Annotated in this window: 26 protein-coding genes and 1 pseudogene; 6 read left to right on the forward strand and 21 right to left on the reverse strand. The window is 41.4% G+C overall.

What is annotated here, in order from left to right; translation table 11 throughout:
* Window positions 1–162 precede the first annotated feature (162 nt).
* The 4 genes from DFP76_RS10015 to DFP76_RS10030 all read right to left on the reverse strand — a co-directional run bounded on the left by DFP76_RS10015 (window position 163) and on the right by DFP76_RS10030 (window position 3,151).
* Complete coding sequence (locus DFP76_RS10015) at window positions 163–438, reverse strand: SHOCT domain-containing protein (protein WP_113874511.1); 276 nt, start codon at window positions 436–438, stop codon at window positions 163–165.
* 80 nt (window positions 439–518) lie between these two features.
* Entirely contained in the window at window positions 519–1,289 is a 771-nt protein-coding gene (locus tag DFP76_RS10020) for a complement resistance protein TraT (RefSeq protein WP_113874512.1), read from the reverse strand.
* A 124-nt stretch (window positions 1,290–1,413) separates the two neighbouring features.
* Window positions 1,414–2,520, reverse strand: a complete 1,107-nt coding sequence (locus DFP76_RS10025) for a LuxR C-terminal-related transcriptional regulator (protein WP_113874513.1) — start codon at window positions 2,518–2,520, stop codon at window positions 1,414–1,416.
* 49 nt (window positions 2,521–2,569) lie between these two features.
* On the reverse strand, window positions 2,570–3,151 hold the full coding sequence (locus tag DFP76_RS10030) for a hypothetical protein (RefSeq protein WP_113874514.1): 582 nt from the start codon (window positions 3,149–3,151) through the stop codon (window positions 2,570–2,572).
* Between the two features lie 206 nt (window positions 3,152–3,357).
* Here DFP76_RS10030 and DFP76_RS10035 point away from each other — a divergent pair, with 206 nt between their 5' ends.
* Window positions 3,358–4,392, forward strand: a complete 1,035-nt coding sequence (locus DFP76_RS10035) for a hypothetical protein (protein WP_113874515.1) — start codon at window positions 3,358–3,360, stop codon at window positions 4,390–4,392.
* Between the two features lie 51 nt (window positions 4,393–4,443).
* Here DFP76_RS10035 and DFP76_RS10040 read toward each other — a convergent pair whose 3' ends face one another.
* The 12 genes and pseudogenes from DFP76_RS10040 to DFP76_RS10095 form a co-directional block, all read right to left on the reverse strand.
* A complete protein-coding gene (locus DFP76_RS10040; RefSeq protein WP_113874516.1) occupies window positions 4,444–5,955 on the reverse strand; it encodes a hypothetical protein in 1,512 nt (503 codons plus the stop codon).
* Between the two features lie 5 nt (window positions 5,956–5,960).
* Window positions 5,961–6,686, reverse strand: coding sequence for a hypothetical protein (locus DFP76_RS10045; protein ID WP_113874517.1), 726 nt, complete (start codon window positions 6,684–6,686; stop codon window positions 5,961–5,963).
* A 308-nt stretch (window positions 6,687–6,994) separates the two neighbouring features.
* Window positions 6,995–8,034: pseudogene (locus tag DFP76_RS10050) on the reverse strand (transposase).
* Between the two features lie 65 nt (window positions 8,035–8,099).
* A complete protein-coding gene (gene yjgA / locus DFP76_RS10055) occupies window positions 8,100–8,630 on the reverse strand; it encodes a ribosome biogenesis factor YjgA (RefSeq protein WP_113874518.1) in 531 nt (176 codons plus the stop codon).
* Window positions 8,631–8,636: 6 nt separating this feature from the next.
* Window positions 8,637–9,986 (reverse strand): magnesium transporter, encoded by a 1,350-nt coding sequence (gene mgtE / locus DFP76_RS10060; protein WP_113874519.1) that lies wholly within the window; start codon window positions 9,984–9,986, stop codon window positions 8,637–8,639.
* A gap of 6 nt (window positions 9,987–9,992) precedes the next feature.
* Window positions 9,993–10,262, reverse strand: coding sequence for an HPr family phosphocarrier protein (locus tag DFP76_RS10065; RefSeq protein ID WP_113874520.1), 270 nt, complete (start codon window positions 10,260–10,262; stop codon window positions 9,993–9,995).
* Between the two features lie 10 nt (window positions 10,263–10,272).
* Window positions 10,273–10,722 (reverse strand): PTS sugar transporter subunit IIA, encoded by a 450-nt coding sequence (locus tag DFP76_RS10070; RefSeq protein WP_113874521.1) that lies wholly within the window; start codon window positions 10,720–10,722, stop codon window positions 10,273–10,275.
* Between the two features lie 16 nt (window positions 10,723–10,738).
* The gene (locus DFP76_RS10075) at window positions 10,739–12,226 is read right to left on the reverse strand and encodes an RNA polymerase factor sigma-54 (protein WP_113874522.1); all 1,488 of its coding nucleotides are present in this window, start codon (window positions 12,224–12,226) and stop codon (window positions 10,739–10,741) included.
* 75 nt (window positions 12,227–12,301) lie between these two features.
* Window positions 12,302–13,027, reverse strand: coding sequence for an LPS export ABC transporter ATP-binding protein (gene lptB, locus DFP76_RS10080; RefSeq protein WP_113874523.1), 726 nt, complete (start codon window positions 13,025–13,027; stop codon window positions 12,302–12,304).
* A gap of 3 nt (window positions 13,028–13,030) precedes the next feature.
* Window positions 13,031–13,537: a lipopolysaccharide transport periplasmic protein LptA gene (gene lptA, locus DFP76_RS10085; RefSeq protein WP_113874524.1), complete on the reverse strand. Its 507-nt coding sequence runs from the start codon at window positions 13,535–13,537 to the stop codon at window positions 13,031–13,033.
* Complete coding sequence (gene lptC / locus DFP76_RS10090) at window positions 13,521–14,099, reverse strand: LPS export ABC transporter periplasmic protein LptC (RefSeq protein WP_113874525.1); 579 nt, start codon at window positions 14,097–14,099, stop codon at window positions 13,521–13,523. Before lptC ends, lptA begins: the two co-directional genes overlap by 17 nt.
* Window positions 14,099–15,097 carry a calcium/sodium antiporter gene (locus tag DFP76_RS10095; RefSeq protein WP_113874526.1) on the reverse strand — a complete coding sequence of 333 codons (999 nt, stop codon included), beginning with the start codon at window positions 15,095–15,097 and terminating at the stop codon, window positions 14,099–14,101. Before DFP76_RS10095 ends, lptC begins: the two co-directional genes overlap by 1 nt.
* 130 nt (window positions 15,098–15,227) lie before the next feature.
* On the opposite strand from DFP76_RS10095, the gene DFP76_RS10100 reads away from it, so the two are divergent.
* The 4 genes from DFP76_RS10100 to DFP76_RS10115 are packed head-to-tail and all read left to right on the forward strand — an operon-like array spanning window position 15,228 to window position 17,891.
* Window positions 15,228–16,022 carry an ABC transporter ATP-binding protein gene (locus DFP76_RS10100; protein WP_113874527.1) on the forward strand — a complete coding sequence of 265 codons (795 nt, stop codon included), beginning with the start codon at window positions 15,228–15,230 and terminating at the stop codon, window positions 16,020–16,022.
* The gene (mlaE, locus tag DFP76_RS10105; protein WP_113874528.1) at window positions 16,019–16,801 is read left to right on the forward strand and encodes a lipid asymmetry maintenance ABC transporter permease subunit MlaE; all 783 of its coding nucleotides are present in this window, start codon (window positions 16,019–16,021) and stop codon (window positions 16,799–16,801) included. The genes DFP76_RS10100 and mlaE overlap by 4 nt, the downstream gene beginning before the upstream one ends.
* A 1-nt stretch (window position 16,802) precedes the next feature.
* Window positions 16,803–17,264 carry an outer membrane lipid asymmetry maintenance protein MlaD gene (gene mlaD, locus DFP76_RS10110; RefSeq protein WP_113874529.1) on the forward strand — a complete coding sequence of 154 codons (462 nt, stop codon included), beginning with the start codon at window positions 16,803–16,805 and terminating at the stop codon, window positions 17,262–17,264.
* A gap of 6 nt (window positions 17,265–17,270) precedes the next feature.
* Window positions 17,271–17,891, forward strand: a complete 621-nt coding sequence (locus tag DFP76_RS10115) for an MlaC/ttg2D family ABC transporter substrate-binding protein (RefSeq protein ID WP_113874530.1) — start codon at window positions 17,271–17,273, stop codon at window positions 17,889–17,891.
* A gap of 280 nt (window positions 17,892–18,171) precedes the next feature.
* Here the strand turns inward: DFP76_RS10115 and DFP76_RS10125 are convergent, their stop codons facing one another.
* The 3 genes from DFP76_RS10125 to DFP76_RS10135 all read right to left on the reverse strand — a co-directional run bounded on the left by DFP76_RS10125 (window position 18,172) and on the right by DFP76_RS10135 (window position 19,767).
* A complete protein-coding gene (locus DFP76_RS10125; protein WP_113874532.1) occupies window positions 18,172–18,801 on the reverse strand; it encodes an OmpA family protein in 630 nt (209 codons plus the stop codon).
* A 129-nt stretch (window positions 18,802–18,930) separates the two neighbouring features.
* The gene (locus tag DFP76_RS10130) at window positions 18,931–19,353 is read right to left on the reverse strand and encodes a VOC family protein (protein ID WP_113874533.1); all 423 of its coding nucleotides are present in this window, start codon (window positions 19,351–19,353) and stop codon (window positions 18,931–18,933) included.
* An 87-nt stretch (window positions 19,354–19,440) separates the two neighbouring features.
* A complete protein-coding gene (locus tag DFP76_RS10135) occupies window positions 19,441–19,767 on the reverse strand; it encodes a hypothetical protein (protein WP_113874534.1) in 327 nt (108 codons plus the stop codon).
* Window positions 19,768–19,862: 95 nt separating this feature from the next.
* On the opposite strand from DFP76_RS10135, the gene DFP76_RS10140 reads away from it, so the two are divergent.
* On the forward strand, window positions 19,863–20,891 hold the full coding sequence (locus DFP76_RS10140; protein ID WP_113874535.1) for a nucleoid-associated protein: 1,029 nt from the start codon (window positions 19,863–19,865) through the stop codon (window positions 20,889–20,891).
* Between the two features lie 41 nt (window positions 20,892–20,932).
* On the opposite strand, the gene DFP76_RS10145 is transcribed toward DFP76_RS10140, so the two are convergent.
* Together DFP76_RS10145 and DFP76_RS10150 are read right to left on the reverse strand one after the other, a co-directional pair.
* Window positions 20,933–21,583 carry an HAD family hydrolase gene (locus DFP76_RS10145; protein ID WP_113874536.1) on the reverse strand — a complete coding sequence of 217 codons (651 nt, stop codon included), beginning with the start codon at window positions 21,581–21,583 and terminating at the stop codon, window positions 20,933–20,935.
* A gap of 229 nt (window positions 21,584–21,812) precedes the next feature.
* Complete coding sequence (locus DFP76_RS10150) at window positions 21,813–22,001, reverse strand: hypothetical protein (protein ID WP_113874537.1); 189 nt, start codon at window positions 21,999–22,001, stop codon at window positions 21,813–21,815.
* Window positions 22,002–22,098 lie beyond the last annotated feature (97 nt).

Genomic DNA, 22,098 nt, shown 5'->3' on the forward strand with positions numbered 1-22,098 from the left:
GGCCAAACAGTGCCATTGGTGGCATTCCACCTAAATGGCTTATGAAGGCAGCTTAGGCTCTACTTTTCACCCCTGTTAAAAATGGGGGGATTACAATGGCATCAAAGCGAGCTTTTTAATTGTTTTTAGAAATGCTTTCGAAAAAGTGTTATTCGCTTCAGGCTACGTTTGCTCTGTGTTAATTAATAAATTAGATTTGAGGGTATTGAACTCCTCTTTGTTAATTAGACCCTTCTCAAACAACTCTTTTGCATCTGTCAGCTCTTTCAACTGCTGAGAGGGGCTTCCTTCAGCTTCTTGGGTTGGCGGGGGGCTTTCAGCTGTTTTAGACTGGTCTTGTGTGGCTTTATAAGCTAAGAACCAAAATATAGGTAAGGATATAGGCCAAATAGGTACAATTAATCCTAGAATCAGGTACATCACCGCTTTTATGTTCATCTCTATTCTCGTTTCTGTAGTATTTGAAGAAAGTGAGCGATTAGCGATACATGCTATGCTTATCACTCACTAATAGGCTCTTACATCAACATTTCGGATAAGCTAGATGCCGTTTTATCTTGAACCGCTGGAATAGCTTCTTCGATTTTTAAATTCATTTTGTTTGCTGTCGTTACGATTCGAGTCTTGTGAATTATCCATTTAAAGTTCTCTCCTCGTTTAACAGAGCTTTCTGCCATAGATAACGTTGCTGTATTCGAAGTGGACATACCTGTTGCTGATTTGTTTTGTGTTGAGTTTTCAATTTCATCGCCTTCCAAGGGGCGCTCTCTTAGCTCAATATCCATCACAAAGGTATAGTAAACATCTTCTACTAAGGCATCAGCGAGAAAGCCAGCTGCGCCAGCTACAAGCCCAGACTTCATAGAGTCGCTGCTAGATGATCCTCCAGCGGCGCCAACCATATAACCTAGAGCAGCTCCTTCGGCAGCTCCTTTGTAGCCTGCAGAGAGAGAACGGTCTGCTTCATCAGCCGTGGTTTTTCCTGCGGAGAGAATTGTTGCATTTAGCATTAAATTCGCTTCTTTGGGATTATTTGTAACTGTAAAACCTTCTGCACTAAGCTGCTGTTCGATGGTTGTTTGCATTACTTTTCGCATCTTGTTTCCAGATACGTCTCGAACACGTGTATAAACGATACGTTCTTCTGGTGCTAGAGGATCTAATACCACTGCATAGCTTAATCTGGATTCAACGTCCAACTCTCGCTTCTTTAAAGCTGTGTTCATAGAAGAACACCCGAACATAAAAAGAGTTGTTATGATTATGGCGCTTTTAAATATATTTTTCATGGAGGTGTTCCCTAGTTCTTCCCTTATATGAGGTTTGCTAGTCGAATTTCTTCGACCAATGGGTTACTTTTTTTGAAACACCTAATTGTTATTTATTTATGAATTTTGAATAAATAGTAACTAGTTACTGGTTTTTTAAATAAGAGTGATGCATCGCGACGATTTCTGATCGATCGGAAATAACAAGCTTCTTTTTGACATTGCTCCAATGCGAATGCGCTGTACTTTTCGCGATATTGTAAGTTCTTTCAAAGTCGACAACTCTGCCGCCGTTAGCTAGTACTTTTACCAACTGTTGTTCGCGAGATGTTAAAAATTCTAGCTCCCATATCAGAGATGTATGGCCTTGGACATCATTTGATGCTTCGAGTAACTGAATAAACTTTACTCCAGAGTTTTTTCCTATTAGGTCCGACTGCTCACCAAGTAATGCACACTTATAGTTCCAGTCACTGGAAGTGAATATTATTTCAGTATTTGTCTTTGGTGTGAGTGATGAAAAGGCTGTTTTTATACTTTCTCTAATATTTTTTTCCTTAAAGTAGACTGTTTGGTTGCGAAGAGCGATTGGGGCGTTTTTGTTACCTATTAGCTCCTCCATGTGAGAGTTTGTCGAAACGAGTTTATTCTGTTCATCCATTAGTAAGGATGGTAATTCTTGTTGTTGTACAAAGTAATCCATACCTGGTGATGATGCTTGGGACGCCCTAAACCGTTGGCCTAATTCCCATACCTCTCGCAACTTTGGCTGCAAGTAGGTTAGGAATGATAATTTGTCGTTAAGGTCTTCTTCGGAGGTGTTTTTGAAAAGTAGGTTGAGTGATATCCAATGGTTTTCACAAGAATATAGTTCAAGAACTATGGCATCATTAATGTCTTGAGGTTGTAGCCATTTCCAAAAAACGGATTTAGAAAGTTCTTCAATAGGGAGATGCTTAGCCATGTTATATGGTGTAAATGGGTGATGCTTTAACTCAATTAAAGTCCACGGATCTATATGAATATACTCGTTAATATAAGAATATATATCCTCTTTTTTTAGTCCAAATATTAAAGGGCTTTTTAGGTCTATATTGACCTGGTTTGGTACTACTATTCTAGAATTTTTCTTCTCTCTTAACGTTATGAAGCCACTTTTCGACTTAGTTCTATTACATAGTATTTCTATTAAATACTCCCATTTATTTTGGTTTATAATTGTTTCATATAGTGGTGATAGTATGTCTTTCAAATTAAAATCCTTATAATATTAGGTTATGGTGGCGTATAGCCACCACTTTTTACCTCCTTATAATTAGAGCTCCATTATTTTCGCTATCTACACATGGAAAGTAATTTTCCATTTCACACAATACTTCAAAACCATTTTTTTGGTATAAGTAGAGCTCGGGGTCTAGAGAAAATCCGTTTTTGCGTCGGCTGTTTATATACTGAGTTATGTCTCCACCTGTTTTAAATTTCCAGCCTTTAAAACCAGGTACTCGACTTCCTAACGCTAGCATATAGCAAGTTCCTGAACTTATGAATTTATCATAAAAATAATCGATAATTAAGTTGGATACACCATTTTTTACTCCAGACATTCCTATGCCATATATTATATGTCCATCCGGCTTATGCGTTCTTTTAATAAAACCATTATCTGTCTGAATGTCCCAGTTGTGACAACTCATACGACTGACTCTCTGAACTGCTGCATAACCAACAATTTTCTCCTGGTGAATAACAATGACATTGCCTTCTGGAAACGTTTTGTAGCGCGATTTTATAATACTTAAATCTGCTCCCTCACTTCCCCAAACGTTTGTTTCGAGGGATTCTACCGCTTTAAAGTGACATGGTTTCAGTAACTCAATTTTCATAAATATCTCCTTTTTTGTGAGTATTTAATATGAGGTCACTAAAAAAATTAGTCACTATAATGCTTTAATAACGTTCTAATAATAAATTTTAGATTCGATATCTTTTAACTTTATTAAAACCATATTAGAACTTTATAAAACGCTTATCGTGTTTTTTAAATTAAATGATTTGATAATTATACCTTCATCAATGTAAGGGTATAAATATGAAATTAGTAGATGGTTATCCATGCGAGAAATCGGTAGATATTAAATATTCACCGTACTTAAAAAAATCAATTTATCAAAATACTATGGTAGTGCCTGGTGGAGGTTGTGCTTACTACCGTTCTAAAAAAGGAGATGCTTGTACATTTTGTGCTTTTCCTGGATTGACAAGAGACGTCATAAAAGGTGCCGGATATGAAGATTATTATGGAAGCTGGAAATTAGATTCAGAGACTTATATAAAAATGTTTGATTCACTTTTTGACTACAGTGAGAAAAGTGAAAGGTTGGCTATTTTCAATGGTGGAAGCTTTTTTCCAGAATCAGAGTTACCTATTGGCTTCCAAGAATACGTTTATAATAGAGTGTCTCACAGTAAAAAAACCAAACAGCTTCTTGTCGAAGCATATCCTAACTTTATTTCTAGAAAAAAATTGGAAAATGCAGTTGATCAGCTAGGAGATAAAACTTTGATGGTAGGAATCGGTCTAGAAAGTTCAAATGACATCGTGAGAAATAATATTATGAATAAGGGGATCGATTTAGGGCGATTTGAACGTAAAGTTAAAATGATGAAGGAGGTAGGAGTGGTAAGCTATGTCTATGTATTCTTGAAGCCACATTTACTAAATGAGGCCCAGGCTTATCACGACGTAATTAACACTCTTGAGTACTTATCGAGTATTGGTGTTGACGAAATCGCTCTGTCTTGTGCATTTGTATCGCCTGGAACACCATTGGAGAGAATTTATGATAGAGGTGACTTTAGAACGCCTTGGCTTTGGACCATTATTAAAGTGATTGAACAAGCAAAACAGAATCGATGGCCTGTTACGATTGGCGGTTTTGATGACAACCCGCCACCAAAAGCAATCCCGTCAAATTGCAGTAGTTGTGATCCAATTGTTCTGGATATTATTGAATCATATAGACGAACAGGAGAGTTTACTATGGAATCTGCGCCACTGTGCTCCTGTTATCCCTCCTGGGAGGAGGAGATGTCTAATGACCCAATGATTAAACGGATTTTATAGCGCCATTACAACGAGCCCCGCTTGAGCAAGCTCTATGTTTAGGCGGGCCTTTTAATGGCTCAGCATTGAACGATTTATTAGGTGTAGTTGAGTTGCAGATGGTTCTTTGATGTAGAGCTCTATAAACGTGTCCGTATAGACATCGTAATCTTGTTTTGCACTTAAGCCGAACATGTCTTCGCATGAGAACCATATATCGAATTTATGCTTTCCGCTTTCTAATATGTCGCTAGCTAAGAAGCTTTTATGTTTTTGCATTCCAACTTTTTCTGTTTCGTAGAAAAGAGTCTTGTCATCTAGAGATATGTTAAATCTACAATCTTTGCTCCAATATGGATTGATGGCATTCCAGATAGTTTGATATCTGGCGTCAAAAACATACTCTCCAGATTCGTTTAAGGTTAGAAAACCAGAGTAGTGAAATCCTGTGTTTTTGTTTGCTAACGTATTTAACGTGGTTGAGTTTAACTTTTTTGAGTAGTAATAGAAACGGGCGTTTTCGTTATGTACATACTCAGCGACTTTGACGCCTGACTTTGATTTCGGGGGCTTTTTTGATTTCTGTACAAGTCTAAAAACATCGACTTTTAGTCCTGTCCTGTAGACTGCGGAATCTACATTATTGTTTAGCAGAACATCATTGTTAGAGTTGCCTGAAGGTGTTTTGGCATGGTTGATAACTGCTTTTTCTAGTATGGGGGACTCATTTTGAGCTTGACGGCTTGTACTATTGGGAGAGATCGAGCTATCTACTTGGTTTTTTATTAGTGGCTTGGCATCGCTCGCTAGATTGCCTTTTGACGTATTGAAAGAAGCCTGCTCTGCCGTTTCTTTTTGATGTTCTTTGAGTGGCAGGTTTTCAACCTTATTGCTTTTATTTGTATTATTGATTAATAGATAACCGACAAGAGCGGCTAAAATGAGTACGCTGAATAGGAGTGTATTCGAAGTATTGGTGCTTTTATTAAAAAAGAACTGCACTGTGTTATTCGGGCGCGTCGATTCTTTATCATTAACTTCGTGCGAAGTATCACCAATCGTCTCAGCTTCGTAATTGTGATTGCGGTCGCTCTCTATACTACTTGTACTTTTCTCGTTTTTTGACATTATGCTTTCAGAGCTTTCAGAGCTTTCAGAGCTTTCAGAGCTTTCAGAGCTTTCAGAGCTTTCAGAGCTTTCAGAGCTTTCAGAGCTTTCAGAGCTTTCAGAGGTACGTTCTAGAGATTTCTTGTTTTGTTTCTTTGCATCTTTCTCTTTTTTTACCAGTTCGTGATATACCCTTTTCCATTCATCTGCTAGTGCGCGAGTTTGGCATAACTGTTCCAAAATAAGAAAGAATGTCTTCCTAAAAGGTTCAGATGGTATAATTCCTTTATCTTCCCACTGTTGCAGATTTTTGTAATCTATTGTTGAATTAGGTGCGAGCTTTTTATAATAATCGGCGGCGGCCTCTCGGCTTTTTACCAAGTTAGACTTTACTCGGATCTCTTTGATCAACTCACCAAGCCTAGTTGCATTAGGCGCTTCAGTTAGATGATTTACACCGTTTTCAATGTCAAACATGCTTTTTACAGCTCAATATTTCGAAAGGTAACTTGTCTACTTTTACCATCAAAACGGATGTTCAAATAAAGTGCCCTTACTAATGTTGAGTCTGATAAAGCTTTTGTCTCAAAAGACACTTGAAGAGTTGCTTTTGATTGAACAGGGAAGGAAATACCGTTGTAACCTAAATGACCGTAAGATTGAGTGCCAATAGTAAAATTTGTAACATTTGCTCGGTTGTTAGCGTTATCAATTAAGTAGGATGATTTGCCATATTTTAAAACGTCATCTTTGCCTGAATTGTATAGATCTATATGGCAAGTGATTTTAGTGCCTGACTTAGAACATTTATCGAGTTTAAATTCTATCCCAGACTGCTCTACAACTCGCCCAAAGTAATACCCTTGCTTAAATTTGAACAGAGGAGCAAACGTATACTTAGGCGCGCTGAATTCGCTTCCTATTAACAGAAAGGCAAAAAGTCCGATTAATGAAGCGACATAAAATCCGATAGAAGTACTTTTTCTTGCGACGCCAAATGCTGTTTTCTTGCCTAAATATGCAATGAATACAAAGAGTAAGGTGGCTATCAAAACTAAGAACGCTCTATAAGAGCCAACACCGCCACCGATAGATTGTACTAAAAACTCACTGATATTCGTCTCAGAATTGATCATTTGAAAGAATGTGAGCCAGGTAACGATAAGGGTTGGTACAAGTATTACGAAAAAATTGAGCGCTTTACGCATTGTAGTCCTCTTTATGCATACGTGTGAGAGATGAAGATTGGATTCATCATTGAAATTGCTTTTATATATTCCTACCTTCCTTATTCCGTACAAATTAACATCATTTTGTTACATTGAAAATGATGTTAATGAAGAAAGTATCGGCTTCTTTTATCAAGCCCTCTGGTTAATTTTCTGTAGAGCGTTGTGCAAATTCATCATATACTCCCCTGAAGACTAACTAATTTAGGAGTATAAGATGTCTTAGTTTGATAATGTTTCTATATCAAACGTAATCCCCCTTTTTTAATGGAAGTTATAAGTAGAACTTAAGCTGCTTTTAACAGCCATTTCGGTGTAATCCCATCAATTACGGTATTTAGCTTTTCATTGTTGTACATTCATAACCACTGAGTGGCAAGAAGTTGGACATGCTCTAGATTCAAATTGATGAAGGTTGAGTTATTCATGCCTTGCCGTTCGATTAAAATGCTCGATATAAGCATTTTGAGTTTTGAATAAATAATAGGGGGATCTCTCTCTTCGCTACCTAATTAACAAGTTGCCCAGATATAAATTCTGGATCGTTATCACATCGGATTTCCCTCGTCATTCAATGACTTGTTCAAGAGATCGAATGACCCTTGAACTTGCTAAAGACAGCCCAACCTCAATAGCGAGTTCTTCTCGATTATAATCATCAAGCACACTAAAGGTTCTCAGTTTACGACCACCAGATAATCCATCACTCATCAAGTCGATTGACCAAACTTTATTCGGTGCCATAGGCACACTTAATGTGTCTGGCTTATTTCGCTGTATCCGATGACGATTAAGTTCTCGATAAAGTCGGTAAACGCGTTTGCGGTTCCAACTGTCGCCTTTTACATTATGAAGGTAGGGCTATACAAAGACCAAAGCCTCATGGTTTATTTGCTTGAGTAGGACGGAGTAGCCAATCTGCAATAAGCTCATTTTCAGATGAAAGCTTTCTTTGATATCGATAGCACGTCTCACTGATGCCCATACAAACCCAGGCAAGACGAATCGATATCTCATGCTGATCGATGACGGTCTTTGTCATCTCTCCGCATTGAGATGGCTTTATCACTTTTCCTCAAGCGCTTCCTGACGAATCTCAGCTTTGAGTTGTTCTTCCGCATACATTTTTTTAAGACGTGTATTTTCTGCTTCAAGTTCCTTTAAACGTTTCATTATAAAGGCATCCATGCCGCTGTATTTTGCTCGCCATTGAGACAGAAGTAGGGTTAATGCTGGGTTCTCATGCCAAATCGGGAGCAGACACTCCCGCTTCATGTTGTTTTAAAATATATATAATCTGGCCTTCGGAAAAACGTGACTTTCTCATAGATAGCTCCTGATTTTTATATCATAAAACTCTCTACTCAAAATCCTAATTATTTTTCTGAGGGATTACAAACCAAGACGCTTTTCTTCGGTTTCGCGTAAAAAGCGGAAGAGTTTTTTACGATTGGTTGTTTTGCCTTCTTGTGACATTTCTTTTTGCGATTGACGAATTAACTGTCGCAGCAGTTGGATGTCTTCGATTTCAGGGTGATCAGCTAAGTAGTTTGATAGTTCTTCTTTGCTGTTTTCACCGATTAAGGCATCACGTTTTATTTCCAGTTGATGGAAGAGTTTGTTGTAGGCCGCTGATGTCGAATCAAATAGCGCTATGCGTTGATCAATGGCTTCGTAGTCTTCCGTACGCATCACTTTACCAATGTACTGTAAATGCCTTCTGGTGGCTTCGTGGTGCTTGATACGATCTGCTTCGGCAAGAGCATCTCTTAGCGTGTCAGACATTGGAACTTTCTTTTGCTGATTCTTACTAAGCTTCAATAGCTTTTTACCGATCTCTTGCAAAGCTTCCATTTCGCGCTTGATCTGAGTTTTGCTCTTAGGGGTGTCTTCTTCGTTTTCGAATTGATCAAAATCTGTCATGGGAACCTATACAAGAAAAATAGTCGCGAGTCCGAGGAAGGATAAAAACCCAACCACATCGGTCACGGTAGTCAAAATTACACTGCCCGCTAAAGCGGGATCGATACCAATCTTTTTTAAGAAGATTGGTAATAATGTACCTGTTGTTGCTGCAAACAATAGATTAATAATGGTCGCGCCTGCAATGATATAGGCAATCTTGATGTTGTCAAACCAGATGGCCGTTAAGGCTGCGATAACACTGGCCCAGAGTAGGCCATTAATCATGCCGACAATTAATTCTCGATTAAGCAGCCATTTGGCGTTGGTTGAGCCAATTTGGTTGAGTGCGATGCCGCGAATGACCAAGGTGAGTACTTGAGAGCCAGCAATGCCGCCCATGCTTGCCACAATGGGCATTAGAATCGCCAAGGCAACCACTTGATCTAATGTGTTTTGAAAAAGCCCAATGACATACGAGGCAATAAACGCGGTAATCAGATTAATACCAAGCCAGACTGCACGTCGTTTAGTGGTTTTCAAAATGGGAGAGAAAGTATCTTCATCATCGTCGAGGCCTGCCATACTTAGCATGGAGTGCTCGGCTTCATCACGAATAACGTCGACTACGTCATCTATGGTGATACGACCTAATAGCTTCTTACTGTCACCATCAATAACAGGAGCGGATACTAGGTCCATTTTTTCAAATAATTGTGCGACTTCACTAGCGGGTGTATCGGCATTAATGACAGTGCAGTCGGTGTCCATAATATCGCGAACTGTGTCTTCAGGGTCACTGACTAACAGTTTGGTCAAGGTTAAGGTGCCGAGTAGGCGATCAGATCGACTGACGACCAGCAGATTGTCTGTCATATCCGGAAGACTGGAGTGACGACGTAAATAGCGGAACACAATATCAACCGTAATATTGGGTCGAATGGTAATGGTGTCTGTGTTCATCAAGCCGCCGGCAGAGTCTTCCGAGTAGCTCAACAGTGCTTCTACTCGGGTTCTGTCCTGGGCGGTCATGGAAGACAGAACTTCTTTTACAACAGTTTCTGGTAAGTGTTGTAATAAATCGGCTAAGTCATCGCTTTCAAAGTGCTCGGATACGGCGACTAATCGCTCGGTATCCATTTCTTTCATGAATTGCACACCAATGTCTTCGCTTAGATATTGGAGTACTTCACCTTCGTTTTTTGAATCAATCAGCTCCCAAAGCAGTTTACGTTCTTTCGGTGGGGAGGATTCAAGTAAGCGAGCAACATCTTGTGCAGGAAGCGCACCGTTAAGTAAATAACGAATCTGCATCGTCGCCCCAGATTCGAGGGACTCCGTAACGGTTTGCAGATGACTTAACGTTTTCTCAGACATCGAGTGTTACTCGTCTTCGCCAAAACGATTGTTAATTAATTCAATAACGGCCTTGATCGCGTCTTCTTCATCTTCGCCATTGGTTTTGACCAGAATTTCGGTGCCTTTTCCAGCCGCTAGCATCATCATCGCCATGATGCTTTTACCATCAACGTTACGACCTTCCTTTTCAATGGTAATGTCGCACGAAAAGCGCGAAGTGGTTTCAACGAGTTTGCCGGCGGCGCGAGCATGCAGGCCAAGTTTGTTGATGATGGTGATACTTTCTTCCTGCATGCTGTGCTCCCTAAATTAATGATTCAAAGCTGGTGTATAAATCTTCATTGGTTTCTGCTGCGCGCAATTTGCTTAGCGCTTCTGGAGACTGAGCCAGTTCAGCAATTTGTGCCAAGGTGGATAAATGCAGGTCACATTCATTCGGTGGCACGATGAGAGCAAAAATCAAATCAACAGGTTGTTTATCGATTGAATCAAAGTCGATCGGCGTTTGCAGTGACATCACAACAATGGCGGTGTGATTGGCGGATTCCAAACGACAATGAGGAATAGCAATGCCGTTACCAATGCCGGTACTGCCCAGTTTTTCACGACCTAATAATGCGTCATACACGGCTTCATTATCACAGTGCAGGCGATTAGAAGTGATTTCGGCCAAACTTTCTAGAACACGTTTTTTGCTGACAATGTCTTGTTTCGCAAGAACGAGTTCGGCTTTTACTAGTGAGTTTAATGGCATGATAACTTTATACCTGTTAAATCAATCTTTTACGTTCATTTGAAGGAGGGATATTCATCGCCTCACGATATTTCGCAACGGTACGTCGCGCAACCTGAATGCCTTGATCGGCCAAAATAGTGGCCAATTTGTTGTCGCTTAACGGCTTTTTAGCTGGTTCGTCCGCAACCAATTTTTTAATCATAGCTCGAATTGCTGTAGAAGAACATTCACCACCAGAAGCGGTATTAACATGGCTGGAGAAGAAGAATTTCAGCTCAAAAATACCTTTAGGGGTGTGCATGTATTTTTGCGTAGTCACCCGTGAAATGGTGGACTCGTGCATGCCTACTTCTTCTGCAACATCATGAAGAACCATGGGCTTCATGGCTTCTTCGCCCAACTCAAAGAAATCAATCTGTCGACTAACGATACAGCTAGCCACTTTTAGTAAGGTTTCATTACGGCTTTGTAAGCTTTTCATGAACCATTTGGCTTCTTGTAGGGAGTTCTTAATATAGGTTACGTCTTCAGCAGTTGAAGCTGTGCTGGCCATTGCTGAATAAGTTTCATTGATTTTGATCGGCGGTAGGGCGTCATTATTCAGCTCTACTTGCCAAGTGCCGTTACGTTTTTTGACTGAAACATCTGGAATTACATAGTCTGTATCGTCTTCATCAATCACAGAGCCAGGTCGAGGGTTAAGCTGCTGGATGAGGTGAATGACTTCTTTTAATGCTTCGTCTTTTAATTTGGTTTTACGACTTAGTTGTACAAAGTCTCGACTGCCTAATAGAGGTAAATAATGGCTAATTAGGTTCTGAGTGCTTTTATACAGAGGGTGATCTTGAAATGCTTCAAGTTGAACCAGCAGACAATCACGTAAGTCGGTAGAACAGACGCCAATTGGGTCGAATCTTTGTAGTCTATGTTGTACGGCGTGAATTTCATCCAGCTCAAGTTCTTCAAGATCCACACTTAAAGACTCTAAAATGTCTTCTAGGGTGGTACTTAAATAACCATCAGGTTGAACGCAATCGACAATGGCGTAAGCAATTTCTAAGTCGCGATCTGACATGTGAGTGAGATTCAGTTGCCAGATTAAATGGTCTTGAATACTTTCAGCCGGTGCGTTACGGCTTTCAAAATCCATATCATTGTCAAAACTATTGGAGTCACTGACGGCCGCAGAACTTTGATAGGTGTCATCCCAATTACTGTCAATAGACAGTTCTTCAGGAATGCTTTCAGTCCACTCAGATTCTAAACGCGCTTCTTCGCCTGACTCATGATCATTGGTGGTACTGTCCTTGTTTGTCTCTCTATCCGTTTTCGCTTCAATGCTCGTTGTATCAGCCGATGTAGCTTCATCATCGTCTAGTTCGAGTAGGGGATTAGACTCAAGGAATTCGTGAATTTCTTGCTTTAAATCCAACGTCGAAAGCTGCAGCAAGCGGATGGCTTGTTGCAGTTGTGGGGTCATGGTTAATTGTTGACCGAGTTTTAGCTGTAAAGACTGCTTCATGGAGCAACTCTGTCTGTTTTATTAAATTGGAACGAGTTGTGCATACTACTCCCTTTCTACAACAATGATAAGGGGTTACAGGCGGAAGTCGTCGCCTAAATAGACTTTTTTCACTTGTTCATTATTGATAATGTCGCTGGCCTCACCAGAGGCAATAATATAACCGTTGCCTACGATATAGGCTTTATCACAAATGTCCAAGGTTTCTCGAACATTGTGATCGGTAATTAAAACGCCAATGCCGCTGTCCTGTAAATGCTTAATGATGAGTTTTATATCACCCACAGAAATAGGGTCGACACCAGCAAAAGGTTCATCTAATAGTATGAACTTGGGGTTCATGGCTAGGGCTCTAGCGATTTCTACGCGTCGACGTTCGCCACCAGACAGTGCCATGCCTAGATTTTTCCGAATGTGTGTAATATGAAATTCTTCTAAAAGAGATTCCAGTCTTGCTTTTTGTTCGGCTTTACTGAGGCCTTTACGGGTTTCTAAAATGGCTGAAATATTGTCTTCTACCGACATTTTTCGAAAGATAGAGGCTTCTTGTGGTAAATAACCAATGCCTTTTTGTGCGCGAACATGCATGGCATCTTGGGTGATGTCTTGGTCGTCAATGAAAATCCCGCCCGCATCGTTTGCGACCATGCCTACTATCATATAAAAGCAGGTTGTTTTACCGGCGCCATTTGGCCCTAATAATCCAACGGCTTGTCCTGACTCCACGGCGATCGAGACATCTTTTACCACAGGTCTCTTTTTGTAACTTTTGGCTAGGTTTTTTGCTTCTAGTCTTGCCATGAATTATTTTGCCTTGGCTGCTTGTGGTTTTAGGGTCATGGTGACACGACCTTGATCTTTTTTCTCAGCGGTAAAAGTGCCATCTTGGATCATATATAGAATGTAATCCGCCGAGATTGAGTTTTGCATGCGGCTTAAGTAGCCGTCCCCTATGATTTCAAGCTTGCTTTCATCTGTCGCGTAGTGAATTTCATTGCCTTTACTGATGACAATATTGCCACTCCAATCAACTTGTTGGCTAAATTTAGCAGGCTTGCCTGAGGCTTCAAGACTACTGAATCTCTGTGTTGTCGGGTCACTAGTGACTTTTAAATATTGAGCTTGAATTTCGATAGAGCCTTGTTTAACGAACACGTTGCCCTTGTAGATGGCTTGGCCGGTATTTTGGTCAAAAGAGGCTTCATCTGCCTGAATTTCTAATGGTTTTTCGATGTCATTAGGAAGGGCCAAGGCATATTGACTCAGGGCGAATAGGGTAATTAAACCTGTGGTTTTAGTGAATCGTTTCATAATTTCCTCGTACAGATCCCGTCATAATGACTTCTTCTGAATTGATATAGGTCGTAATGGTGCCCGCGGAAGTCTTACCTTGATTCGATGTAAGGGTCGCATTTCCTTGGCTAGTTAATGATTTGTCTTGATCCAAATAATGAATGGTATCGGCGTTTAATAAAACGTCCTCGGATCCTTGGTATTTTTTTACCGCCGTCACGTTGTCGGTTAGCAAGATGTCGTTACTGCCATCTTCTATTGCTCCTTGTCGTGCCTCTGCGTGCCAGCTACCTGATGTTGAATAGCGGTCAACATTAGGCTGTTCTAACAGTGTCTTGGCTGCTTGGATGTAGTGCAGTGTTTGTTCAGCATGGATGGTCTCAATGAGTTTTCCCTGAGGATCAAACCGTTGCGCGGTAACTTCTGTAATAAAATAGTCAGGGGTGCTGCTCAGTGAATCGGTAGAGAGCAGATTCACTTTTGGGGCCGCTTGATACCAAAACAAAGCCAGTGCAATGACAGCAAATGCTGCCATTAAAACGACAATGCGAAAGGATTTGTTAGAATGTTGCGAAGACATTAAATGGGTCCACTGGTACTAAGTATGATTAAGTATAAAGCGTAAGAGGCCAGTAGTGGTAGACCTACCCATCTTGGAATGCTGCTATTTTTGGCTTTTTTGAAGAGAATGATCGCAATGACCAGTGCGAACGTGAGGCCAAGAGTCCAAGGGTAGTCGCGGGTTAAAATGCTATGGTCAATAAGGCCGGGGGCAATCAGTGCTGGTAAAGGCAACACGGTCGCTAGATTAAAAATATTCGAGCCTAAAATGTTGCCTATGGCAATATCATGATGCCCCTTTCTAACGCTACTGATGGAGGCTGCCAGCTCTGGTAGGCTAGTACCAATGGCGACAATGGTCAAACCAATGATCAATTCGCTGACGCCAAGCTGAGTGGCAATGCCAATCGCTCCCCATACCAGTAACTTGGAGCTGCCGATTAGGACGGCTAAGCCCATTACCGCAATGATTAATGACATGCCAACGGAGCTGCCATCATCTTCGGGTAATTCTTCGACTAGTTCGCTGGATAAATCTTTACCGCCGCGCAATAAAACGAAAAGTATGGCGATGAACGCCGTGATGAGAATTATGCCATCCCACACGCCCAAAAACTGATCATAAATTAAAATGCCGGTAAGCAGTGTAATGCCTAAGACTAGAGGGGCTTCTTTTGTGGACAAACCGGGTGCGACAGGAATGGCTGAGAACAGTAAGCTGGCTCCTAGTACAAGAGCGATATTGGCAATATTGGATCCGAGCACGTTGCCAACGGCAATTTCTGGCGCTTGATCAAGGGCGGCAATGGCTGACACCACCATCTCAGGAGCGGAAGTGCCAAGGGCAACCAGAGTGATACCGATAATAATTGGACTAACATTCATTTTCTCAGCGACGAGTGCAGAATGTTCGATGAATTTGTCAGAGCTAAGAACTAAAAGAATCAGCCCAGCAATTAGGGCAGCAGAAAACAACAGCATGATGAAGGTATTACTCATAATTTCAGGAGCTACCATTTAATGAGGTTTAGCGTTTAAATTCAAGGCTTGACCTAGGAAACAAATTGTATTTAAGCGTGTGAGATTTTATTTTTAAAAATGCAATGATAGTATCAGTCGATATTCGCTAGGGAATAAGGGTGTATTAGTGGTTGATGCTTACATAGAAGTTCATGATCTTAGTTTTTACAGGGGAGACAGAGCCATTTATGAAAATGTCTCTTTGACTATCCCAAAAGGCAAGGTGACCGCCGTGATGGGCCCAAGTGGCACAGGGAAGACAACCTTATTGAGGTTGATTGCTGCTCAGTTATCACCTGATCAAGGACGTATTTTAGTGGCTGGTGAAGATGTGCACCGCTTATCAAGAAAAGATTTATACAAAGTCCGCAAAAAAATGGGCATGCTGTTCCAAAGCGGTGCTTTGTTTAGCGATATGTCAGTGGCTGAAAATATTGCTTTTCCTTTAGAAGAACATACTCAACTAAGCCGATCCAAAATAGAGAGCATTGTGCTGGATAAACTGCACAGCGTGGGCCTACGTGGTGCTGCCAATTTAATGCCGTCTGAGTTGTCAGGTGGCATGGCACGACGTGTCGCTTTGGCCAGAGCCATTGCATTGGACCCTGATTTGGTAATGTATGATGAGCCTTTCACTGGGCAGGATCCCATCTCTAAAGGTGTGTTGGTGAAATTGATTCGTCAGTTGAATGATGAAGCTAACATTACCTCTGTTTTAGTCTCGCATGATGTCGAAGAGTCTTTATCTATTGCTGATCATGTTTGCATCTTGGCAGGTGGCCATGTCATTGCCGAGGGCTCGCCTGAAACAATTCAAGCGTCAACTGACCCGCAAGTGATGCAATTCCTTCGTGGTGAGCCTGATGGCCCCGTACCATTTCATTATCCTGAGACCTCAGAGAGTCAAGGAGGACCCAGATGAATCTGTTAGTGGGGTTGGGAGCTTGGTTTTTAAACTGGCTTGAAGCCGTTGGTCGTGCAGGAATATTTCTCGCTCAGAGTGTGTTGCGCATGCCCGTACGCTTTAGAGAGTCAATTCGACTTTTGATCCAGCAGCTTTACGCAGTTGGTGTGTTGTCACTGGTGATTGTGGTGGTGTCAGGCGCCTTTATCGGCATGGTGCTCGCTTTGCAGGGTTACAGTATTTTATCAAAGTTCGGCTCGGAAGAGGCAGTAGGGCAGTTGCTCGCCTTATCTTTGTTGCGAGAGTTGGCGCCTGTGGTCACGGCGCTATTATTTGCTGGTCGAGCCGGTTCCTCTTTGACTGCCGAAATTGGCTTAATGAAAGCCACGGAACAGTTATCCAGTTATGAAATGATGGGGGTAGATCCCCTAAGACGAATCATTGCGCCGCGTTTCATTGCAGGGGTGATATGTTTGCCTTTACTCAGCATTATCTTTTCGGCTACAGGGATCATTGGTGGGTTGCTGGTATCCGTTGGCTGGTTAGGTGTTCATGATGGCGCGTTTTGGTCTTTGATGCAGCAATCTGTGTATTTCGATACTGATATTATGAATGGCTTTATTAAAGCGTTATGTTTTTCCGTCGTAGTGACTTGGATAGCAGTTTATCAGGGCTATGAATGTGTGCCGACTTCCGAAGGAATAGGCAAAGCAACCACTCGTACAGTGGTATTAGGGTCATTAGCCATTTTGGCATTGGATTTTGTTTTAACGGCAGCCATGTTTGGGGATTTTTAGGATGAGAAGTAAGCGTACTGAGTTATTGGTGGGTTGTTTTATATTGTTAGGTATCGCGGCATTTGTATATTTGGCGGTGCAAGTAAGTGGTTTGGCTTTTTCTGCGCAAAAAGACACTTACCAAATAGTGGCTCGATTTGATGACATTGGTGGTCTGACTAGCCGCTCTAAAGTCACCATTGCTGGTGTGACTGTGGGTACCGTTGAATCCATCTCATTCGATAAAGAATTGTATATGGGCCTAGTTAAAATGAACATCAATACCGATGTTGATAATATTCCAACAGATAGCTCGATTGCGATTTTAACCAGTGGTTTGTTAGGTGAAAAATACCTAGGTATTACCATTGGTGCGGATGAAGAAGTGTTGCAAGAGGGTGACGAAATATTTGATACGCAATCCGCTTTAGTACTTGAAAATTTGATTAGTCAGTTCCTGTTTAAATCAGGTGACTCGGAGTAAATAGTTATGTTTAAAGTGTTTTCTAGCGTGTTTTTGATGCTTTCTCTTTTGTCGATCAGCCAAGCTTGGGCGAAAGATGAAGAAGGCGCAAGAGACGCTGTGATTAAGGTTGTTGAAGCTTTCCGTGAGGACATCGTTCAGGACAAGGCATTTTTAGCTGAAAATCCGTCAGTATTAGCTGAGCGAGTGGATCGGATTTTGGCGACAGTCGTCGACTTTGACGACTTCTCTCGTAAAGTCATGGGCAAATATTATCGCCGAGCAACGCCTGAGCAAAGAGAGCGTTTTGCAACGGTGACAAAGGATACCTTACTGCGTACCTACGGAGCGTCACTGTTAGAATTGGATCCTGATAAGATTAATGTCCAACCGTTGGGGCCACAAGGTCGTGGCCGTGTAACCAAAGTCAATGTGGACTTTCAAATGGCCGACGCTGGACTGTTAAACATTGTCTTCTATATGGAAGAATCTAAACAACAGCAATGGTTGCTAAGTAATGTGGTGATCAACAATATTAACTTTGGACTGACCTTTCGTAGGCAGTTTGGTGTGATGATGGAGCAGAACCAAAATAATATTGAACAGGCGATTGACGCTTGGAAAGCATCTCTAGCCAAACAATCCTAAATCGCAGACATAAAAACGCCTTCATGAATCCGCTCCCAGTGAATGAGAGCGGATTTTTTTTTCGTCTTGATATAAGCTGGCTGCTTACTTCTTTGGCTTATAAAGTGCTATGGCTTGGTGTGATTCATGATGTGCTTTGTAGGGTGTTTCGAGTGGTTGGGGATTTAGTTGATATTCTGATGATAGGTTGCAGGGAGATCTTAAATAATGCGTGTGGAATCGCCACAGAGACCAATCCTTTAAAGTGGAATGAGCCTGTTATGAGGGATGAAGGAAGGTTTTAGTTTTTGCGGTTGTATGCCGTGTTAGTGCTTTGATCAACACTGTAGATGGTCCAGCGTTGGTTAGCAAATTGCTGTTTTGCAAAAACTTCCGCGACAACACGGCGGTTTTGGCTGCGGCCTTCGGTTGTTTCATTCGTAGCAATAGGGCGAGTTTCGCCATAGCCAACGCCTTTTACTCGATCAGCTTTGATACGGAAACTGTCAACCAAAACATCGGCAATAGCAGAGGCGCGTTTCTGAGACAGAGCGCGATTTGATTCTGCGGATCCTAGGCTATCCGTGTGACCTTCAATAACCACAGTGCTGGTTGGGTGTTCACGAAGGAATTTTGCAAGGTCTTTTAGTTCGGAATAGAAACGAGGTTTGATGTTGGCTTTGCCAGAATCAAACAATATGTTTAGTTCAACCGAGAGTAATTTGGAGCTTTGATTTGGGCAGCCTTCATTGTCTATGGCTGAGCCAATAGGTGTATCAGGGCAAAGGTCTCGAGCGTCAATCACGCCATCACGATCGGTATCTGCAAGACGAGCCTTTACATTTGACGCATACAGACTTTCGGCTGTGGCGAAATGACTAAAGGCAAGCAGGCTGGCTGCAATGCTGATGTGTTTGAACAATGACGTCATGAATAATTGGCTCTTTATACAACTTACCAACTAGCTTAAGTCAAAAAACAACCAGTAGCTATGGGGTTTTTGTATCTTTGTTTTATTAAATTGCTTAATTGTAATTTTCTGTTAAGAAGAAGCTGGTTTTTACCAGCTTCCTGTATTTTTCATGGAGGCCCAAGGTTCAGCAGGCTCTAACGATCCATCCTTTTGCAGTAGTTCAATTGAGATGTTGTTAGGGTCTTTGATGAAAGCCATATGGCCATCTCTTGGTGGTCGTAAAATGGTTACACCCATGTTCTGTAGGTTTTCACATACTTGGTAAATGTTGTCGACTTCAAAGGCTAGGTGGCCGAATTGATCACCGCCTGAGTAGTTTCTATCATCCCAGTTGTGAGTCAGCTCAACTTCGGGAGCACCTTGTTCTGTTGCGTAATAGATAAGTGAAAACTGGCCCTTTTCACTGTCCATACGACGTGTCTGTATCAAACCTAAGCCTTGTGTGTAGAAGGTGTGGCTTTCCTCTGGCTTGTCTGTTCGTATCATCGCATGTAGGTAACGAATCGACATTATTCTCTCCTTTTGATTTCTGCTTGCTTGGCATTATGGCAATAAGATTGAATAAATACAAAAAGTTAAGGTGAACTTACACGCTTTTTACTCATCTTCCCATACCCAGCGTAAGGGTTCACCAAAGTCATCATAAATCACTTTTTTCTTTGGTTTGTTATTGTTTATTTTGGCTGTGGATGGTGGTGAGGGCGGACGCTTTTTCTGTTGAATGGCAGCGACAACATGATTTAGTGGTGTTCGGTCTTGTCTTGGTTCACTAAAGCCGATGTGACTCGTGTTATACTTGCCATCAACAAGACCTGATTCGCCCATGTCGACTTGTTGGATTTCTCCTTTGGCTTTGATAAATTCCTCGACCAAAGACTCGAGTTCTTGTCGTGTCTCTTTTTTTGTGGTTTTAGGTTTTATCATGGCGCTTATATTATGGAAAATCCTATTGTTAATAAAGGTGTTACAGGTTTAATGAAAAAGTCATTAAACATTCATATTAAACGTAGAGGTAGCTGGTGTCTATTAGCAACTTAATTGTGCATGAAATTCAAAAGCACGAAGGCGAACGTAAGGCCATTTTAATTGCGCGTCCGAATGAAAACCCAGTAGACAGTCAGGCGGAGGCCTTGTCGGCACAAGTAACCAATTTATTTAACCGATCTGGTATGAATACGGGGCGCTTTGCCAATCCTCAAGGCAGTGAGGAGGGGTCTCAGTTACCTGGTTTGTTGTATAAGCATTTTAAAGATAATGATTTTGCCGACTTTGCTGCGTTCACCAAAGATTGCGCTGCCGAATATTTAAAACATCTAGAAGCGGTGGAAGAGGCGGAAGGAGGCTTGTTATGGTTTAACCATTATGAGCTTCATGATACGCATTTTTTATACATTGTTATGTTGAAGCGTAAAAAGGGTATTGGCCTTGGTGCAGATTTAAGTTTGTCTCAGATTGAACAAATCGAGATGGAAAAACTGCATATGGCATTGCGTATCAATTTGACGGCTTGGCAGTCTGGAGATGAAGGGCGCTATATTGCTTTTCGTTTTGGTCGTGCTCCTAAATTTGAAAGTGAATATTTTACCCAGTTCATTGGTTGCGATGAACCGAAAGCGGCGGCGAAAGAGACTCGTAAGCTAGTAGATTTAACCTCTGCATTTTGTCAAGCTGAGGGGATTCCTTCTAAGCAGGCGAATGAATTTAAGAAAGTGGTTTCTGAACATTGTCAGTCGAAAGCGGAAGAGCGTGAACCGCTAGAAATCAAAGACATTGCGTCACAAGTAGAGTCGCGTTTTTCGGTTGAGCAAGCCAATAAATTCTTAGAGATTGCAGATTCTGATAGTTTTAAAATGGAGAAAGAGATCTTCGTTGAAAAAGCGGCATTGAAAAAATTGACACGTTTATCAGGCAGCTCTCGTGCTTTAACCTTAAGTTTTGATAGTGATTTATTAGGTGAGTCTATCGAGTTTGATGCAGACTCAGGCTCTCTTGTGATTAAAGAGTTACCAAAGAGTCTGCTTAAGCAGTTGCAGGCTATTTCGAACTAAAGAAAAGCTTGTTTGCTTGCATGGTTAGCAGATAGGAAGCCTTATGAATTAAGGTTTAATAAGGCTTCTAGCTGCTTCATGTTGTCAAACACTTCCGTTGCGCCAGCCGCCAGTTGCAATTCTGCTGGTACCGTTTCGCTGAAAGCAAACACGCGCATGCCTGCAGCTCGCCCGGCGCGAATGCCTGCCACTGAATCTTCAATAACAATGCAATCTTCAGGAGCAACTCCAACGGCTTTTGCGGCTTTTAAATACAGGTCCGGTGCTGGTTTGCCGTGCTCAACGTCTTCTACACAAAAGCGTGTGCTGAAACGTTCAGCAAGTTCAATTTTATTAAGCTTGAAGTTCATTTCTTGGCGTCTGGCGTTGGTTGCCATGGCAATGGGCGTTTGAATTTTGCTCAATAGCTCAGTCACACCTTGAATGGGTTCTAATTGCTCTTCCATTAATGCCTGAAATTTGTCGCGATATTCTGCGTCAAAATGAGTGGGCAGAGCTTTGCCAAGCATGGCTTCAGCGTTACGAAGGTTTTCTTGATTGGTGAAACCGGTAAATTTATCGTGCAGTGTCTGATCATCCAACTCTAGTCCTTGCTCTTTTAGCATGGCGCGCAATAAATCGTTTGAAAGATTTTCCGTATCGACGATAACACCGTCGCAGTCAAATAAAACAGCCTTGTAAGAATACGTCATAAAACAGCTTGTTGGGTTATGAATGTATGCTGATGATAACGAATTTGCGTGTTATGAAGAAAGTAGAACAGAGTAATAAGCGTGCATTGATTGAGAAAAGGTTATAAAAGAAAAAAACGGACAAGAAAGGAAGGGAGGGGTTTTATTATTTTTCTCCCCTTAAGAGAAAATATCTAAGGTATAATCGTACGCTAAGCGTTTGTTATACTGAGGTTGGCCTAAGCGGCTATTAGCTAGCTTGGCTTAGGGTTTGTGAACGAAGGCTCATCTTCTTGATAGAGCGTACAGTGGCTTTAAAGAAAGCAATAACAGCTTTAGCTTGACGAGCGCGTTTTTGACGACGAGCGTGGTCTTCAACTGTAGTGTCTTTGTAGCCCCATTTAGCAAGTAGTGCTTCGTATTGTTTTTGAGAATCCATGAATCTCTCCTTAATTAAGTTGGTTTTTGAAAAATGTTGTTTTATTACAACAAGAGTTATATTAGTTAAGGCTGACCAATTGAACAAACGATCCTTT

This window comes from Marinomonas aquiplantarum (genome assembly GCF_003314975.1).
Taxonomy (GTDB): Bacteria; Pseudomonadota; Gammaproteobacteria; order Pseudomonadales; family Marinomonadaceae; genus Marinomonas; species Marinomonas aquiplantarum.